This is a genomic window from Acinetobacter sp. 789_lipA, from assembly GCF_058242845.1.
The window spans coordinates 1,336,962-1,354,953 of the sequence record NZ_JBZAYS010000001.1 but is presented as its reverse complement, the minus strand read 5'-3'; the positions used below and the strand labels follow the sequence as shown (position 1 = coordinate 1,354,953).

The following is a 17,992-nucleotide window of genomic DNA, read 5'->3' as shown; positions in this document are numbered from 1 at the left end:
AAAAGATGTAAGGCAATCTATATCGAAACACACCTAGCATCTTTATGCAGATAATAGCAAAATCATAACCTCACTCAAGAATACTGCATTTCATGTGGTTCAGTCCTTGTTCAACATTATGCAAATCATTCGATAAAAGTAGGTTTTTCCTAAATCAAACTTTATGTATGGCTAGCACATAAAGTTTTGTCACTTACATTCTCTTCACTTTTATGGGAAAGATTCATAAAAATGAACACAAAAATAAAAAATTATATAAATAATAAATATCTATATTAAATCCTGAAGTTCTAACTGTATATTGATCCCCAATTGTTTCGTACGAGCATTAACAACAGCATGTCGAGTCAAAATTTTCCGTGTACTTTTAGCTAAATTTGTTGAACGCATAAACCAGCGGTAAAAAGCATTCCTACGCTGATATTTTTGAACCCAACGCTTATCACGACTGGCCTGTAAGTGCTCAATAGCAGGCTTTACAGAGTCTCCATATGCTTTTCGAGAGGTATCAAAAATGAAAGTATACTCAGGAGGAAGATTTTTCAATGTAATTTTCTTTTCTTCTACCCACTCAAGTATCAACTTCTGAAGAATAATTTGATCCCACACATCAGGTTCAGCCAACATCCTTTTCTCCCACTCATCCATAAGAAGGTATGCATTAGGCGTATTATTGATGAACATTGTCCCACTTAATAATCGATTACCATTAATAAAATGAATTGCAATATCTTCAGTAATAGAATTAAAATACGGTTTAATATCCTCCAGAATAATTGCATCAACATCAATATAAAGAACTGGCTCTTTTAATTTTCTATGAAATTCAGCAATAAAAGAAGGCTTTAATGCAATAATTCTCTGCCATTCATCTTGAGGTAGGCTTTCAAAATGAAATTTTATTCCAAATTTTATTGCAGAACATTCTAAAATTTTGGCATGTTTCGTATAAAGACTATCATCCGTATGAAATCCAAAAATTGTTAGCATGAAAGCCCTATATATATAAATAATAAAGAATAATCTTAAATAGTCATTGGGGCTTCGTCAACGAATAGGAAGTTCAAAATAACCAAATTACATAAATTCAGATAGCCAGCAATACTATCTGAATTTAATTTTAACAATATATTCCACCTTCCTAAAGCGTATCAGTTGAGCTAAAAACCGCCTAAACTCTTTTGTAAACTTACCTTTAAGCGTTAACCTTTCCTCAACTTTAGAAATATTTACTTTTCTTAATTTACGCTCTTGTGCTAAATAACTAGGTAGACTGGTTTTGCCTCTCATTAAGATAAAATCTTGGACAGAAAGCGCTGGTAACATTTGATAAACCTTATGTTCACCACTCACTAGATAGTCTTTAAACATAATATGATCGATTGGAATTAACTTATTATATTCTTTAATAAAAGCCAATAATGCACGAGCACCCTGATTTGACAAAATATAGCCCCCTGTCCCCATATTCTTTGATTTCAAAGCAACCAATTTTCGAGTAGATGACAGGATACGCTTTGAATAAATAGAAGCACTTACTTTGGGATAAAATGCTTCTACTTTTATGATATGACTATCTTTTGGAACCGACACTCGGTTCTAGCTAGAAATAGTTGCCGCCTGTTGTCCTAAATGAATATCATCTTCAAATATACCAATGAAGTCTAGATTGTCATCACTGCTTTTTACCACAGTACAACATAGCTTAATAAACAACCAATTTCACTAAGCTTTAAGTCTAAGCTACCGATATCTAAAAATAAATCTTTTGCTACCCGATCAATTAAATCAGGAGTAATTGCATTAAAAAAAACTGAATACTATTCCTTACTTACTAAATTCCGATGTAATATGTTCATTCTCGGAAGCCAGACTAATAACAAAGTTTTGCATAATTGTGACTGAACGATTGTACAACTAAAAAGGATTCATATGAGCGTAATCAATTAGTGTACAGCATTTCGCCCAAGATTCATACAATCTTGAACTACCAATTACCCTATCTTACTTTCAAACGCGTCTTATCTCATCTCACAACCTACACTCCTAAGTATATGATTTTAATAGTGAAAAAAATAAGGATCTTCAATACACTAGAAAAGTTAAAGTACTATAATTACAATAGTAATTTAAACATGGGTATGCAGTTTATCGAAGATAACGATTCTCTTTTAATTGCATTAATTTTTATAATTTATGAAAAGTGTTATCAAGATGAATAATGAAGTAATTCAAGTATTTGTAGGTTGTGATCCCAATAATTGTGACTTAGAACAAATGATGGTTCTTGAATATAGTCTTCGTAAGCACACTTCGCATCCTGTGAATATTACTTGGATGCAACTGAGTCATGACACAAACAGCCCTTGGTATACCAATCAGGAGACTGGTGAGGGATGGCGTACTGAAAAATGGGCTACTCCTTTTTCTGGTTTCCGTTGGGCCATTCCTGAATCGTGTAACTTCGAAGGCCGCGCAATTTACATGGATGCCGACGTCATTGTACTTTGTGATATTGCAGAACTTTGGTCTCATCCAATGCAAGACGATGCCATTGTTATCGCTAAGGGCGGCAAAAGCTCAGCGCGTCTATGTACTTGTGTATGGGATTGTGAAAAAGCCAAACAATATCTTCCAGCATTGAAAGACATTCAATCCAATCCAGATGCACATAAGAATTTAATGCGCCTTCTAAAAGAAAAACCAAATCTCGTACAACCTTATCAAGATTCTTACAATAATATTGATGGCGAAGGAATGTCGATTGAACAAATCAAAATTCTACATTACTCAGATATGGGCACGCAGTTCAGTCATATGTATTCATTATCTCGTCTTGAAGCAACAGGCCAAAAGCACTGGTTTGATGGTGAAATAATGCCTCACCCTAGGGCAGATCTAATAGCACTTTTTGATCAATATTATGACGAAGCACTAACTGCTGGATACAAACCAGAACAATATATGATTGAACCTTTTGGTGCTTTTACCAAAGCAACTCAAGCCAACTATCACGGCAATAAAATTACACGTCCAGGGCAGAAAGAATCTTGGTTCACTCAAAAGCTCAATAAATTAAAGTCTAAACTCAATAGCAACAAATTTAGACTAGATGACTAAAACTTAAAGTGACTGCTTTAGTCACAACTTAGCCAATTTTTTAAAACGTTCAACCTGAATGACTTGTTTATGATTCCTAAAAAGCTACAGACCTTACAATTATTTTTTTCAAACTTGTGTTTTAGAAGCATTTATAAAGTCGTTTATAAATTAAGTCATTCAAATCAATACAAACATAATCGCCGTTTTTGGCCGTATTATCAGGTTGAACGTGATACTGAAAATGGCTTACAAAAACTTTTTTTCAAACAGAAGTTGGTCGTCGATAATACGCAAGCTATTTGTACAGAAAATAAACCATGCATGATGATTGCAACTGGGCCATCAGTACAACGGATCCCTCCCGAAGCTTTTACCCGCTCCGACATAGATTATATTGGATTAAATGGCGCAATTTCGATGCCTAATGTTGCGTTTAAGCATTATGTCATTATTGACCATAATTTCGTTGAGAGCCGTTTTGATTTGGTGTTGAAAGTCCTCAATAGCAATTGTACGTTTTACACTACACCACGTTGTTTAGACCAGATTTTAAGAAAAGTTTTATTTCAGGATATCCAATGTAACATTAGAGTCGTAGAACCTATTACTCGCGGTGAAATTGAACCAATCTTACAGCCTAAAAAAGCGGTCGACATGCAAAAAAGTTATTTCTATACCAACAATCAATTGGGTTTTTCAACTCAAATATATACCGCGATCTTTGATTATTTTACTGTAGCCTACGTTGCACTACAGATTATTCACTCACTCCGCTATCAAGAGATTTACTTAGCTGGGTTAGACATGAATAATTTTTCCCAGCCCCGTTTCTATGAGAGTGCTGAAAATAAACAACCAACGCTTTTAGACAGATCATTAGATTTCACATTACCAGCTTTCGACTTAGCGGCACAGTTTTTTAAGGCTCAAGGAATTACCGTATATAACCTTTCTGAACATAGTGCTGTGGAAGCATTTCCAAAAGTAAATGCAAAGGACTTATTTAAATTCCAATAAAATACACCCGATTCAAGGCTATTTTTTCGAGTGCTGACTAAAAATCCAAAAGTGAGTGCTTGAAATATTGCCCTCGCGCAAAATGCTTATCCAATATCTGACGCTCTTTCCCTGCAAGTTTTATGAGATTCGGATACTCATCTGGAGCCTCACAAATAGCCAGATCAATTAGGGTCTTTTCCTTGACCCATTTATTCTTCACTTGATAGAAAAATGCATTCTCATCACAATTGATTAAAACCATACTCGGCGATATATCACGCATCACTTTCTGACATGCAACATAAGCCACGAGGTATTCTAAGCGACCTATATGCTGGAAATAATCTTGAGAATTATCATAGTTAGATTGAATATATTGAATATATTGTTTTGGCCCGATTTCAATAGCGCTAAAGAGTTCCTTAAACCATAATTGATAAAATGGATTGTGTGCTACGCTAGCCAGCAACCAGTTTTCGATTACTGGATAATCAGCTAATATGGTATTTTTTTTCCGATAATAGGCAAAACTTTGCGTTTGTGTTTGCTGGATGAGCTTTTCAATCCAATCTAATTTTTTATAAATAATAATACTCGCATCCAACCAAATTCCACCATAATGATAAATTAGGTCGAACCGAATTAAGTCTGCACGTTGTTGAGATGTTGCCTTCTGCAAAATAGGTGAAGTTAAATCAAAACTTATAAAATCCGCAACATTCTTTGGATTTAATAAATTCATGGTATAGTCAGGATGTAATTTCTCAATACGATCAATACAATGCTGAACCAAAGCTGGCATATTCCCTTCCCAATAGATCCATATCTTTTTAGGTAATTGAATGCCTTGATTCTCTAGCTTAGCCTGTAAAACAATCTGATCTGCATAGTTATCTATGGCATCACATTTATTTCGTTGTTTTAAATTAAGCAGTGTATAAAACTTTAAAATATAAAATAACTTTTTAAAAATTTTCATTTTAGTCGATCATTTAGCCTTGTATCGAAACACCTTAGGACAATTACAAATACTTATGCTTCACTGCATAAAATTTGTCGCGCCACATTCGTTTTTGTTTTTTAATCCCATAAGAAAAGCTTCGACCTTCTTTTTCTTTACGAGAAATTCCTTGTGCGGCTACAGTTCCCAAAATATCACTGTCTAAACCAGCGGGCCTTACCAAGGCTGGCCATACACTCAAACCTTTACCATTTTTACTGAGCCAGGTTTGGAAGAAAATATCAACAGGCATGGTCATTGATTTTCCTGCTTGTATAAATGCTTCTGCACCTTTGCGCGACCAAACTAAACCGAGACCACGAATAGGAAAATAAAAAGCGTGCCATAAACTCATGCCATCAATATTCGTAATATCTTTGCTCAGTTTTTTCTTTTTGGCTGCAATATTAATCAGATACCAATCCAGCTCTTTATGCTGATCGAGATACTCAATCACACCATCAAGTTTGTCTTTGAAGTCTTGGTTGATTTTCATATCATCTTCAAGTACCACCAAATAATCAGCATCCGTACTTAAAAATTGTTCCGCACAGCCATAATGACTTAAATAGCAGCCCAATTCTGAATTCATCAATCTGCGACCGAGTACGTCGTTCGCCCCTTGATCATCGTAGTTTGCAAATTCAGTTAAATCTTTACCACGACCATCGACTGCAGAAAAGCGCTCAAAAGGCCAGTTGACTTGATTCAGCTGCTGCGTTGCTCGCTCAAGTCGTTCTTGACTGCCATCCAAATTAATCAAATAAGTAACAACTTTCATGATGGACTCTTAAAAGCAATAGATTTAGGTAAATAGTCTTTAAATTTCAAATTCAAAGCTGATGATATTTTTTGAAATTGTTTCTCTTCAAATTGATCTAAACTTTGGATACAACCAAATTTAACATTAGAATTATTCAAATTTTTTAAAAATAATTCAATTGATGTTTCATTTTTCAAATATGCAATTTCGATATCATTAAAAAGCTCAGCTTGTTTGTACTTAATTTTTAAATGATTATTGAGCCCTACAGGTAAAAACTGTAAGGCACTACGAAAACGATAGGAAATTTGCTTTTCTAAAACAGATGGATGGGCTTCAAAGTATTTTTGAAATAATATTTTATCTAAAACATGTGGTCGATGATGAATCTCAAAATAGCGGCTCATCCCACACAACTCCGCACTCAACATCTGAGCAACCGTATATTTAGGCGCTAAGGGTTTAGCAAAATATTTATTCAACCCTTTACGTATATTAAATTTAGTTTTAACTAATAAATTATTAGACCAGTGCCCATAAATCTTAATATAATCATCGAGCAAGAAATCACTGATTTTAGATGGTGCATTAAAGAAAAAATCGTCATTTAAATAAATGAAATATTGCGATAAATTTGGAATATTCCAAAGCATCGTTTCAATTGTAAGTGAATTGAAAGTAGGTAAATACTGTTGGTAATTTCTAAATATTTCTTGATGATCAACCACTTGAATTTGACCAGAGCGACATAGCCCCTGCGCTTCAAACTCCCCAACAAAACTCGGCTGTTGGTGATCAGTTATAATGTAAATCGTTCCACAATACGGAACATATTTCAGAATTGAAGCAATCGAAAAATAGATTTCATCATTATGGGCAAATCGAGTGTCTTCCGCTGCACCTTTTACAACATTTTCAGGTTGAAATTGTTGACGTTTCAATCGATGATTTTCATCACTTCCATCAACCCAAGCAATAACAAAATCTAGTTTTTTCATAATTTTCTAATCAAAAGTAAACCAACATTGGGTTTTTAATGCCAAGCCTCTTTAATCCAATCTGATGGCAAGACGTAACGATACCACTTGCCACCACCACCATTTACTGCATCAGGTGGATTAATTTCCCCATGGAAAACAATAATTTTTGCACCTTCGGGTTTTACGGGTGCTTTAAAGTACGCCAAAGGTATTTTTTGCAAGCAATGATACTTATAACTTTTACACCAACTGTCAGGCCAGTAAGAGAGCTTTTTCTCTTGATCGACATACCAAGACAAATAAGCTTGCTCATTGCGGAACTTTTGACGAATTTCATCAAAATGCTCACGAAAATATGGCATCAATCCTGGAAAAGCACCCAACTTAAAACGGTAAACTGAACTATTCCCCGTAATACGCCAAGGACGCTTCCAGTCATGAATAATCAGAAAATCCCCAGAATGGGTAAAGAAACTATCGATGTTATCAACAATCACGACATCCAAGTCTAAAAAGAGCGCATTGCCTTTTAAACCATAAAGATCTGGCTCAAACGTAGACAATTTATTCCAGCCACGTTCAGGGCTCCCCTCTGGAAGTGCTAATGGAGGAATAGGAAAACACTGTACAGCAGGATCAATACCATCGGTACGGTCAGTTAAACACACCATTTTAAAGTCAACAGTAGTGTGGCGTTTTACCATGTTATACAAGCGATTAACGTAGTCCGAACCATATTTGGTCCCCCACTTCATACACAGCACAATATTCTGATTTTGTTGCTCTGTTGTATTTAAAACGTCATCATTTTCATGTATAGACATGCTTGAAACTACCGATCTACATAGTATTTTGCATCATAACATAGTCTAGGTTTGATTGAAGATTAGAGCCATAAAATCCCAAGTAATTACACGGTAATTAAACTGAAATGTATTGTTCATTTACGTGACATCTTGCTCCTGCACCGTATTATAAAATAATTCAGAATCAACAGAATGAAAATTACAGTGGTCGGTTTAGGCTATGTTGGACTCTCTAATGCTTTGATCTTAGCGCAACAGCACTGTGTCACTGCATTTGATATCGATGAAAATCGTATTCATCAGTTAAATCAAAAAATCTCCCCAATTCAAGATAAAGACATCTCATTATTCCTAGAAAATGAAAACCTTCATTTTAAAGCAACGTCAAATAAAATAGATAGTTACATCAATGCTGAGGTTATTCTGATTGCAACGCCCACCAATTACGACACCATCACCAATCAATTTGACACTTCAAGTGTGGAGCAAGTCATTCACGATATCCAGCACACTAACCCACTTGCCACCATCATCATTAAATCGACAGTACCTGTCGGCTTTACACAAAGAATGCGACTGCGATTTAACACAAACAATATTATTTTTTCACCAGAATTCTTACGTGAGGGCAAAGCACTTCAGGATAATCTTTACCCTTCTCGAATTATTATAGGTGAGCAATCGGAACGTGCTGAAACATTGGCACAACTCTTTCTTAATAGTGCCATTAAAAAAGACTGCCCTGTACTATTTACTCACTCCACTGAAGCAGAGGCTATCAAATTATTTGCCAATACTTATCTCGCCATGCGTGTCGCTTATTTCAATGAACTTGACACCTATGCTCAAGTTTTTGATTTAGATACTCGTCAAATTATTGATGGCGTGTGTCTTGATCCGCGTATTGGAAAGTTTTACAACAATCCTTCTTTTGGCTATGGTGGATATTGCCTCCCCAAAGACACTAAACAACTTTTAGCAAATTATGAGCAAGTCCCAAGTAACTTAATTCAAGCAGTTGTAGATGCAAATAGAACCCGCAAGGATTTCATTGCTGAAACGATTATTCAAAAAAATCCCAAAGTAGTTGGTATTTACCGTTTAATCATGAAATCAGGATCTGATAATTTTCGCTCATCCGCAATTTTAGGAATTATGCGCCGAATTAAGGCGCAAGGCATCAAGGTGATTATTTACGAGCCAAATATTTCAGAAAAAAAATTTGCCAATAGTAAAGTTATTCGCGATCTCAAAAAATTTAAGCAAGTCGCTGACTTAATTATTAGCAATCGTCAAACATCAGAACTAAATGACGTCCAAAATAAACTCTACACTCGAGATATTTTCGGTATCGATGACTAAACTGAAGACCAACAAAAAAGGGCTCCGAAGAGCCCTTTTCCACCTAATTACTTATTTTACATAAGTTAACCAGTGTGCGTATTTCGGGTCTTCACCCTTAACCGCATTAAAGAATGTGGTTTGAATTTGTTCAGTAATAGGACCACGCGTACCTGAACCAATTTCACGGTCATCATATTCACGAATAGGCGTCACTTCAGCAGCTGTACCTGTAAAGAATGCTTCATCTGCAATGTAGAATTCATCACGTGTAATACGACGCTCAACCACGTCATAGCCCAAGTCTTTTGCGATGGTAATAATGGTTTGACGCGTAATACCATCAAGTGCACCACCTGCAATATCTGGCGTATGTAAAACACCATCTTTCACCAAGAATACGTTTTCGCCAGAACCTTGACATACATAACCTTGAGGGTCGAGCAGCATTGCTTCGTCATAACCTGAGTGCGCTACTTCTTGGTGAGCTAAAATTGACAGGGTGTAGTTACCCGACGCTTTCGCTTTACACATCGTCACGTTTGGATGGTGATGGGTAAACGATGAGGTTTTTACACGAATACCTTTCGCCATTGCTTCATCACCAAGGTACGCACCCCAACTCCACGCAGCAACCACCGCATGAATGGTATTGTCTGTTGCAGCAATACCTAATTTTTCCGAACCAATAAAAATAATTGGGCGCAAGTAGCAAGACGCTAATTTATTTTCACGAACCACATCAATTTGAGCTTGCTCTAGTGTTGCTTGATCAAATGGGACTTTCATTTGATAAATTTTTGCAGAGTTCAATAAACGCTTAGTGTGTTCTTTTAAACGGAAAATAGCCGTGCCATTCGGTGTTTCATAGGCACGGACACCTTCAAACACACCCATGCTGTAGTGCAAGGTATGTGTTAATACGTGAGTTTTTGCCTCACGCCAGTCAACCAATTGTCCATCTTGCCAAATAAAACCATCACGATCAGCCAAATTCATGACACACACTCCAAATTTATATACACAGTCATGTTACCCAATGCTCACGATTGAGCTTGGATCAATTAATCTTTGCCATAATTTGCAAACGATCACTCGGGTATCGCGCCAGTCCGCAGCATTTACTTGCATGGATTGATTCGCAAGGGCTAAACGGTGGCTCTCGGCTCGTTCACTGAGATAAGCTTGAATCAATGCAGTCGCATCGTCACTGGATAAGCAACTGGCTTTTGCGGCGTCTTCAAGGATTCGTACATTGTCGGAATAATGGGCAAGATCTGGATGAGATCCGCTCCATGCCAACACAGCATACTGTGCCATAAATTCGATATCGACGATACCACCTGCGTCTTGTTTTAAATGAAAAATTCCATCTTTTTGTTGTTCTTTAGAAGAACCCAAATGGTCTTTCATTTTTTGACGCATCTTCAGCACTTCTGCGCGTACATTTTCTTCATCACGTGGCTGCGTCAAAATCCGACAGCGCAATGCTTCAAACTTATCACGCAAACTTTGCTCACCCGCAATCGAGCGAGCACGTACCAATGCTTGATGCTCCCAGACCCATGCATTTTTCAACTGATATTGCTCAAAGGCTTTTAAACTAGTGACCAACACCCCCGCTTCACCCGATGGGCGTAAGCGCGTATCGATTTCATAAACCCGACCATCGAGGGTCTGCGTAGTCATCAGCGACATAAATTTCTGTGCAACACGCATTGCAAACTCAAATCCACTGATCGACTTCAGCCCATCTGTATCGGCTTGCTCATCCATATAATGAATAAAGACCAGATCTAAGTCCGAGCCATAACCCAGCTCAATCCCGCCAACTTTTCCATACCCCACCACAGCAAATGCCAAATGATCGATCGAACAGCGCTGTCCTTCAACATCGAGCGGATAACCATGTTTCTTTGCCGTCATTTGGTAAGCCAAATTTAAAGTTGTACTGACCGAAACTTCTGCAATATCGGTCAAGGCATCGGATACTTTCATTAACGGACTTTCAGCCAAAACATCACTAGCAGCAACTGCCAAAACATTGGATTTTTTAAATAGACGCAGCACACGCATCAAATCTTCAACGTCATCAAGCTCAATACGAAGCAACTGTTGACGTAGAGAATCCTCCAAATCTTGACGGCGCGGCAGCTCAAAGTCCATGGACAAAAATTCATCCAAGAGTACTGGATAATGAGTCAATTCTTCACAAATCCATGGACTTACGGTTGCCATTTTCACCAAACGCTGTAACGCCCCTTTACTCTCAATCAACATGACCAAATATACGGTGCGTCGCATTACCGACTCGACCAACGGCATGAGGCGTAGCAACGCGGCTTGCGGCTTATCTGACTGTAAAATCGCTTCAATCAAATGCGGCCAAAACATTTTTAAGCGTTGCACCGCTTTTGCAGGCAGTTTTTTCAGCGCATGACCATTCCAAAATTCATGAATGAGGTTTTTTGCATTCGCATCCAACACCTCATTTAAACGCGCTTCTAACTGACTAAAGCTTTCTACGAAAGGGTCATGTTCTTTTTCTTTAATTAAATGCTCAAATTGGTAAATAACTTTGGCGCGCTTTTGGTTTAAGTACTCAATAAATGCATCCCAACTGACAAAACCCAAGGTGTCAATCATCCTTTGTCTGAGTTCTGGTTCTGTTGGCAAAGACTGGGTTTGTTGATCATTTAAAGCTTGAATGGCATGTTCTACACGGCGCAGAAATAAGTAGGCATCTTCCAACTCACCGACCGCTTGACCATCCAGTAAACCCACTTCACCCAAATGATGTAAGCTCACTAAACATTGACGGTCTTGTAATTCTAACTTTGCCCCACCATAAATCAGCTGAAACACCTGCACAATAAATTCGACTTCACGAATACCACCCGCACCCAGCTTAATATCATCTTCGATATTTCGGCGTAATACTTCACGCTCAATCATGGCTTTCATTTCGCGCATGGCTTCAAAAGCGGTGTAATCGACATACTTACGGAATACGAAAGGACGTGTCATGTCCAACAACTCATCCCCCTCTTTGCCCCCTGTCACAATCCGCGCCTTAATCCACGCATAGCGCTCCCACTCGCGCCCATGCTGGCTTAAATACTTCTCCAGCGCCGCATGACTAATAGCCAGTGCAGAACCATCACCCCAAGGACGTAAGCGCATATCCACACGGAAGACAAAACCATCAGCCGTGATATGGTCCAACAAGTAAATGAGCTTCTGACCCCATAAAATGCAAAACTGTTGTACATCAATACATTTACGACCATCTGTTTCACCTTGCTCATCAAAGGCAAAAATCAAGTCGATATCACTGGATAGGTTCAACTCTTGTGCACCGAGCTTCCCCATCGCAACCACAATTAAATCTTGAATTTTATGGTTATAGCCCACAGGCTGACCATGTTTAGCCACCAATGGCGCTAAGGCAAACGCTTTTGCCACACAAATGGCTGCATCAGCAAAATCAGATAACTCCCGTGTTAACTCCATCACATCGATCAGTTGGTTGGCATCCTGCCAAATCCAGCGAAACATTAAACGCGCACGTAAAATTCGGATGGTGCGCATCCATGTGCTTTCATCACTGATCTCTTTTAAGGTGTTTTGAACGACATCGAAAATTTGTTCGGTGGTCAATGGCTGAGAAAATTGATCAATTGCATAATCTTGTTCAAGATAAACCTGATGTATAGATAGGACTTGTTCCGCATATTGACTTGCGCGCAATGTCTTTTGCAATTGCTCAGCATTCATGATCGACTCTTTCGGATTGTTTTGGTTATTTATAACAGCAGATCATGAGATTAGGCGAATTATTTTATAAGAAAAGTATGATTATTCACTAAATTCTTGCTGGGATGTCGCAAGTGACAATGCTTGATGTGCGCTGTTCGAACGTGGCAGGCTGACGATAAAAGTTGAACCTACACCTTCTTTCGATGTGACTGAAATTTCACCTTTATTTAAGTCAACAAAACGCTTACACAACACCAGACCTAGACCAGTCCCTTTCTCCCCTGCTGTCCCCTTAAAACTAACAGTTAGTTTCGGTTCAAACAAAGATTCAATTTGCCCCAAGGTCATACCTAGACCCGTATCTTGAATGTAGATATCGATAAAGTCATCACGTTGTTTGGCATCAATCGTCACAACACCTTCGCCATGCATATGGGTAAATTTCAGCGCATTTGAGACCAAGTTTTGGATCACCGAGGTCACCATATTGATATCTGCAAAAATTTTTAAATCGTCGGGGACACGGTCAATCAGTTGAATATTTTTATTGATAGCCAACGCATGCAACACATCAAAAACAATTTGAGACGACTGCTTAAGTTTGTAATGGATGGGGTGATAAACAAAGCGTCCGCTTTCTGCCATCGCCCAATTCAGTAAACTCTCCAACAAGCTATAAGTCGATTGTGCGGTATCATGCAAATAATCTGCAATGCTTTGCACACCCGACTCATCCAAACTTTTGCGCTCTTCAGCCAACACTTCTGAGAAACCAATTAAGCCATGGAAAGGCGCCCTTAAGTCATGTGCAATAATTTGGAAAAATTTAGTTTTACTGACATTCATAGCCACCTGTTGTTCATACAACTCTTTGAGCTCCGCATTTTCCATGCGCAAATGTAGCAGATTGAGAAAACCAGAGGCCAGTTCATAGACATTTTCTACAGCATCCTGCGTAAAAGCGTCCAACTGCTCATCAAAGAAAATCACTTGCCCTACAGATTTATCCGATACCTTTAAATCCAATGCGATGATCCGCTGATGTTTAAACCCTAAAGCACTCACCTGCCGAGAAAGATGATGATAATGGCGATGCAGGACATCAATCGTGATATTCCCTTCAAAATGAGTAGCAAAATTGGCTTCAGCGGGTAACTGAAAAGCATTGAATGCGTGTTTGCCCGCATACCAACTATAAGGTTCATTGCTAAACGTTAAAATAGCGGCATGTGCACCTAAAATTTTTCGCGCAAATTTGAGAAAGCTCTTAATTTTATTGTCATTACTGTTCACGCCCAACAATAAAGATAAGTGACAAGCACTTAACTGTTCTGTATCAGACCCGACATCTAGCAATTGAATACCCATTTCTGCCTCATCTTTTGTGATTTTTTCGGCACAAACCTATTATTTACTTCTATTTATTAGCAAATTTTCAACATTAAAACAATATAAAAATACAACAATACAAGCGTGGCATTTAACAAAAAAATCAATTATGTCAGACTTTTATCTTGTGACTGGTTTTGCTTTTTGAAAAATCGTTATTTATCAGAATGATTAAAACAAAATTTTGAGTCCATCATATGAGGAAATAATCAACCAAACCCACACCGAACATTGAATTGCTTTAAGCCACCTGTAATGTTTTACGGCGATTTAATTCAAATGTTAAATTTCAGACAATAAAAAACCCCCTTAAGTCTGTATATGCTTAAGGGGTTTCCTTTTCATCTGGTCCCGAGGGTCGGACTCGAACCGACACGTCATCTCTGACAGCGGATTTTGAGTCCGCCGCGTCTACCAATTTCACCACCTCGGGAAGGTGTTGATGCGTATATTAAACTTTTTGGAAAACTTGTCAACGCAAGTTGGTGATGATTGGCTATTTTTAAGTCATATTTGATTTTTTAGCTTTATATTTGTGCAATTTCAGCGTTTTTCAACAAAAACGCATATACTAAGCGCAATTTTGATCTCCTTTATTTTGACGCTGCTTTCCCATCATGCAACTTTCTGATTTTAATTTCGACCTCCCTGATGAACTCATTGCCCGTTATCCTTTAGACACGCGCAGTGCTTCTCGACTGTTACACCTCGATGCTCAAGGTCAGCATCATGACTTTCAATTCACCGACATTTTAGATTTGCTCGATACTGGTGATTTACTGGTCTTAAATGACACCAAAGTGATGAAAGCACGTCTCAAAGGCAAACGTGCCAGCGGCGGAGCTGTCGAAGTTCTGGTTGAACGCATGCAAGATGCATTTATTGCACACTGCCACATCAAAGCCAGCAACACACCCAAAGCGGGCGCTGAGCTCTTTATTGGTCCAGATGCCGTTAAAGTCACGGTGCTAGGTCGTCATGAAAATTTATTTATTGTGGAGTTTTCCCAGCCAATTTTAACGGTGCTGGATTTATACGGACAACTTCCGATCCCTCCCTACTTCAATCGTGAAGCTGAAGCCATTGATACCGAGCGTTATCAAACAGTATTTAATGATCCAACCAAGTTAGCCAGTGTCGCTGCACCTACCGCAAGCTTACACTTCGACCAAAAGCTGTTGGATCAACTTGAAGCCAAAGGTATTCAGAAAACATTTGTCACTTTACACGTCGGCGCTGGCACCTTTCTGCCTGTACGTACCAATGACATTGCCAATCACATTATGCACAGTGAATGGTGTGATGTTCCAGAGCACGCCGTTGAGCTGATTCGCCAAACCAAAGCTCGCGGCAACAAAGTCATTTCTGTCGGAACGACAGCGACACGTGCGGTTGAAAGTGCAGCGCAGGCACATGATGGTGAACTCAAAGCTTGGACTGGAGATACCCAAATTTTTATCTACCCAGGTTATGAGTTCAAAGTGGTGGATCGTCTTATCACCAACTTCCATCTGCCTGAATCGACTCTCTTGATGTTGGTTTCAGCGCTATCAAATCGTGATAATATTTTGATGGCTTATCAACATGCAGTTGCAAACCAGTACCGCTTCTTTAGTTATGGCGATGCCATGTTAGTTGACCAACTTCAACCCAAATAAGAACCTCACATGCCTCTCGATACGATCAAACATTCTATTCATATTCGACGTAAAAAGAATCAGGTCGTGTTTGATAATATCGACAAGCTTTGGGGCATTACTCGGAGTGCGGACACTGCCCAAGAAATCTTGGATCGGTTGCATCCATGGAAAGCACCGATTACCCTTAAATTTGAACAAGTTTAGTGGCGCATTCTCGCTTCTTTAGGGGCGAGTCAAGCCACTTTTAGCACTCAGGTTTTTTGAGCGTTTAACTGCTATTTCAGATGGTGGTTGTCTTTGGTTTTCAATGTACTGTTTAACCGTTTCAAGGCTTGCACCACCACACGAAACTACACAGTAACTAGGCGACCAAAAATGATTACCCCATAGCTTTGTTTTAATTGAGTCCCAAAAGCTTTTTCGTAGCAAATAAGAACTTTTCCCTTTTAGTTTTCCAGCTAGATTAGAGATAGCAATTTTAGGGTGAACATTAACCATCATGTGAACATGGTCATCCTCGCCATTAAACTCCATCAACTCACAATCCATTTGTTCGCAGGTTTCCTTCATTATTTCTTTTAATGAATCTAACATTTCTTGGGTTAGCACATCTCTACGGTATTTAGTTACAAATACTAGATGAACATAATTCTTAAAAATACAGCTTCTACCTGTTCTCCACTCATACATTTTTATCACATACTAGATTTACTTAAGATAAAAGATAGTATAAAATTCCAGCATATAAATAGCAAGAACACTTCACTTAGTAATGATTTCAGGCATTAAATTTCGAGCATACCCAACAGAGGAACAGAAGTTAATTCTGAGCCAATGGATGGGCTGTGCGAGATTTGCTTGGAATGCTAAATGTGATGAGGATAAGTATTTCCGAGGTTTTGCTCGTAAGTTCACACCGTTTAAGCAGTATTTTGATACTCAAGATCAGAAATACGCTCAGTTTAAGTCAGAAGAACTGACCCCATGGCTTGATAAATGTCCAAGTACCATTCTCAAGAACTCGACTGTGAATTGGTACAACACCCTCAAAAAATCAACCAAGGGGATTTGTGGCCGACCAAAGCGCAAAGCCAAAACCGATAAAGGTAGCATCTACCTGACTCGTGACCTGTTCTCTTTCGAGAAAGATCAATTTGGTAAAACACGACTCCAAATTGGTGGTCGTAAATACAATATTGGCTATCTGAGCTTCAATAAACATGCCGATTTTAATGAGCCAAAATCTCTTTATATCCGTAAAGAGCGTGGTCAATACTTTGTTTCATTCTGCTATGAAGATGGAATTGAGATGGAGGATTTTGATGGCAAAAAATTCAATGAAGATAAGTACCTGGAAAAGCAATTAGCATTATTAAGTGATACTGATGCCAATGAACTAAATAAGCACGTTGTTGGTATTGATCGTGGCGTGGCAATCCCTGTTTGTACACCAGCGCAAGAATTTGATTTTACCAGGGAACAAAAGAACCATCTAACCAAAGCTGAGCGCTACATTAAACGATTACAGCGCAAGTTAGCCAAACAGCAAAAAGGGTCAAACCGTAGAGCTAAAACCAAGCACCGTATTGCGATCCATCACGCTAAGAAAGCCAATATCCGAAAGGATTTCAATCACAAGACTAGCCATAGCCTAGTAAGCAATGAGCGAAATAAAGTATTCATTTTTGAGAAGTTAAATACTCAAAAAATGACGAAAAAGCCAAACCCTAAAAAGGATGAATTAGGTCGATTTATCCCCAACAAGGCAAAGGCAAAAGCAGGTTTAAATAAAGCAATTCTAAATGTTGGTTGGTATATGCTTGAGGCATATGTTAAATACAAAGCCATTCGTTTAGGAAAAGCTGTATTTAAGGTTCAGGCAGCTTACACAAGTCAGGAGTGTGCTTCATGCGGTCACACTCATCCCGACAATCGCAAAACTCAAGAAAAGTTTAAATGCGTGAGTTGTGGTCACACTGATAATGCGGATAAAAACGCATCCAAAGTGATAAAAAGCCGAGCAATAAAATTAATTTTAGACACTGGAACGGTGTTGGAGAAAGGCTTAATGTCTTCCTCTAGTGGGCGTGGAGGTAGTCGTAAGACGAAAAAGAGTGTTAAAACTCTTTCTCGCATTGCCGATGAAACGTCAAAAGAGATGATTGCAGCTTAAGTTGCTTTCAGAAACTCGTTGCTTTAGCTGCGAGTAGTTC

16 protein-coding genes and 1 tRNA gene are annotated in these 17,992 nt (G+C 38.4%); 6 read left to right on the top strand and 11 right to left on the bottom strand.

Features of this window, described 5'->3' with window-relative positions; all coding sequences use genetic code 11:
• Window positions 1-270 precede the first annotated feature (270 nt).
• Window positions 271-990, bottom strand: coding sequence for a putative nucleotide-diphospho-sugar transferase (locus AC4CUZ_RS06520; protein WP_058870285.1), 720 nt, complete (start codon window positions 988-990; stop codon window positions 271-273).
• Window positions 991-1,104: 114 nt separating this feature from the next.
• The gene (locus AC4CUZ_RS06515) at window positions 1,105-1,593 is read right to left on the bottom strand and encodes a glycosyltransferase family 25 protein (protein ID WP_227509232.1); all 489 of its coding nucleotides are present in this window, start codon (window positions 1,591-1,593) and stop codon (window positions 1,105-1,107) included.
• A gap of 621 nt (window positions 1,594-2,214) precedes the next feature.
• Between AC4CUZ_RS06515 and AC4CUZ_RS06510 the strand changes: the two genes are divergently transcribed.
• A complete protein-coding gene (locus AC4CUZ_RS06510) occupies window positions 2,215-3,120 on the top strand; it encodes a glycosyl transferase (RefSeq protein ID WP_348923013.1) in 906 nt (301 codons plus the stop codon).
• Between the two features lie 69 nt (window positions 3,121-3,189).
• The gene (locus AC4CUZ_RS06505) at window positions 3,190-4,119 is read left to right on the top strand and encodes a lipopolysaccharide biosynthesis protein (RefSeq protein ID WP_078425686.1); all 930 of its coding nucleotides are present in this window, start codon (window positions 3,190-3,192) and stop codon (window positions 4,117-4,119) included.
• 37 nt (window positions 4,120-4,156) lie between these two features.
• Here AC4CUZ_RS06505 and AC4CUZ_RS06500 read toward each other — a convergent pair whose 3' ends face one another.
• The 4 genes from AC4CUZ_RS06500 to AC4CUZ_RS06485 are packed head-to-tail and all read right to left on the bottom strand — an operon-like array spanning window position 4,157 to window position 7,668.
• Window positions 4,157-5,080 carry a glycosyltransferase family 32 protein gene (locus tag AC4CUZ_RS06500; RefSeq protein WP_490747399.1) on the bottom strand — a complete coding sequence of 308 codons (924 nt, stop codon included), beginning with the start codon at window positions 5,078-5,080 and terminating at the stop codon, window positions 4,157-4,159.
• Window positions 5,081-5,123: 43 nt separating this feature from the next.
• Window positions 5,124-5,882, bottom strand: a complete 759-nt coding sequence (locus AC4CUZ_RS06495; RefSeq protein ID WP_078425684.1) for a glycosyltransferase family 25 protein — start codon at window positions 5,880-5,882, stop codon at window positions 5,124-5,126.
• Entirely contained in the window at window positions 5,879-6,862 is a 984-nt protein-coding gene (locus AC4CUZ_RS06490; protein WP_058870288.1) for a Stealth CR1 domain-containing protein, read from the bottom strand. Before AC4CUZ_RS06490 ends, AC4CUZ_RS06495 begins: the two co-directional genes overlap by 4 nt.
• Before the next feature lie 35 nt (window positions 6,863-6,897).
• Entirely contained in the window at window positions 6,898-7,668 is a 771-nt protein-coding gene (locus AC4CUZ_RS06485) for a glycosyltransferase (protein ID WP_078425683.1), read from the bottom strand.
• Window positions 7,669-7,842: 174 nt separating this feature from the next.
• On the opposite strand from AC4CUZ_RS06485, the gene AC4CUZ_RS06480 reads away from it, so the two are divergent.
• Complete coding sequence (locus AC4CUZ_RS06480) at window positions 7,843-9,012, top strand: nucleotide sugar dehydrogenase (RefSeq protein WP_078425682.1); 1,170 nt, start codon at window positions 7,843-7,845, stop codon at window positions 9,010-9,012.
• A 51-nt stretch (window positions 9,013-9,063) separates the two neighbouring features.
• Here AC4CUZ_RS06480 and AC4CUZ_RS06475 read toward each other — a convergent pair whose 3' ends face one another.
• From AC4CUZ_RS06475 to AC4CUZ_RS06460, 4 genes are all read right to left on the bottom strand, one after another.
• Entirely contained in the window at window positions 9,064-9,990 is a 927-nt protein-coding gene (locus tag AC4CUZ_RS06475) for a branched-chain amino acid transaminase (protein ID WP_078425681.1), read from the bottom strand.
• A gap of 33 nt (window positions 9,991-10,023) precedes the next feature.
• A complete protein-coding gene (glnE, locus tag AC4CUZ_RS06470) occupies window positions 10,024-12,768 on the bottom strand; it encodes a bifunctional [glutamate--ammonia ligase]-adenylyl-L-tyrosine phosphorylase/[glutamate--ammonia-ligase] adenylyltransferase (protein WP_490747398.1) in 2,745 nt (914 codons plus the stop codon).
• A gap of 81 nt (window positions 12,769-12,849) precedes the next feature.
• The gene (locus tag AC4CUZ_RS06465; RefSeq protein WP_005401695.1) at window positions 12,850-14,118 is read right to left on the bottom strand and encodes a sensor histidine kinase; all 1,269 of its coding nucleotides are present in this window, start codon (window positions 14,116-14,118) and stop codon (window positions 12,850-12,852) included.
• Window positions 14,119-14,485: 367 nt separating this feature from the next.
• Window positions 14,486-14,572 (bottom strand) — tRNA-Leu (locus tag AC4CUZ_RS06460).
• Window positions 14,573-14,756: 184 nt separating this feature from the next.
• Here AC4CUZ_RS06460 and queA point away from each other — a divergent pair.
• Both queA and AC4CUZ_RS06450 read left to right on the top strand, forming a co-directional pair.
• Window positions 14,757-15,797, top strand: coding sequence for a tRNA preQ1(34) S-adenosylmethionine ribosyltransferase-isomerase QueA (gene queA, locus AC4CUZ_RS06455; RefSeq protein ID WP_490747397.1), 1,041 nt, complete (start codon window positions 14,757-14,759; stop codon window positions 15,795-15,797).
• Between the two features lie 9 nt (window positions 15,798-15,806).
• Window positions 15,807-15,983, top strand: coding sequence for a hypothetical protein (locus tag AC4CUZ_RS06450; protein WP_490748085.1), 177 nt, complete (start codon window positions 15,807-15,809; stop codon window positions 15,981-15,983).
• Window positions 15,984-16,001: 18 nt separating this feature from the next.
• Here AC4CUZ_RS06450 and tnpA read toward each other — a convergent pair whose 3' ends face one another.
• Complete coding sequence (gene tnpA, locus AC4CUZ_RS06445) at window positions 16,002-16,469, bottom strand: IS200/IS605 family transposase (RefSeq protein WP_010327522.1); 468 nt, start codon at window positions 16,467-16,469, stop codon at window positions 16,002-16,004.
• Window positions 16,470-16,551: 82 nt separating this feature from the next.
• Here tnpA and AC4CUZ_RS06440 point away from each other — a divergent pair, with 82 nt between their 5' ends.
• Window positions 16,552-17,952 carry an RNA-guided endonuclease InsQ/TnpB family protein gene (locus tag AC4CUZ_RS06440; protein WP_058951639.1) on the top strand — a complete coding sequence of 467 codons (1,401 nt, stop codon included), beginning with the start codon at window positions 16,552-16,554 and terminating at the stop codon, window positions 17,950-17,952.
• Window positions 17,953-17,992: the final 40 nt, after the last annotated feature.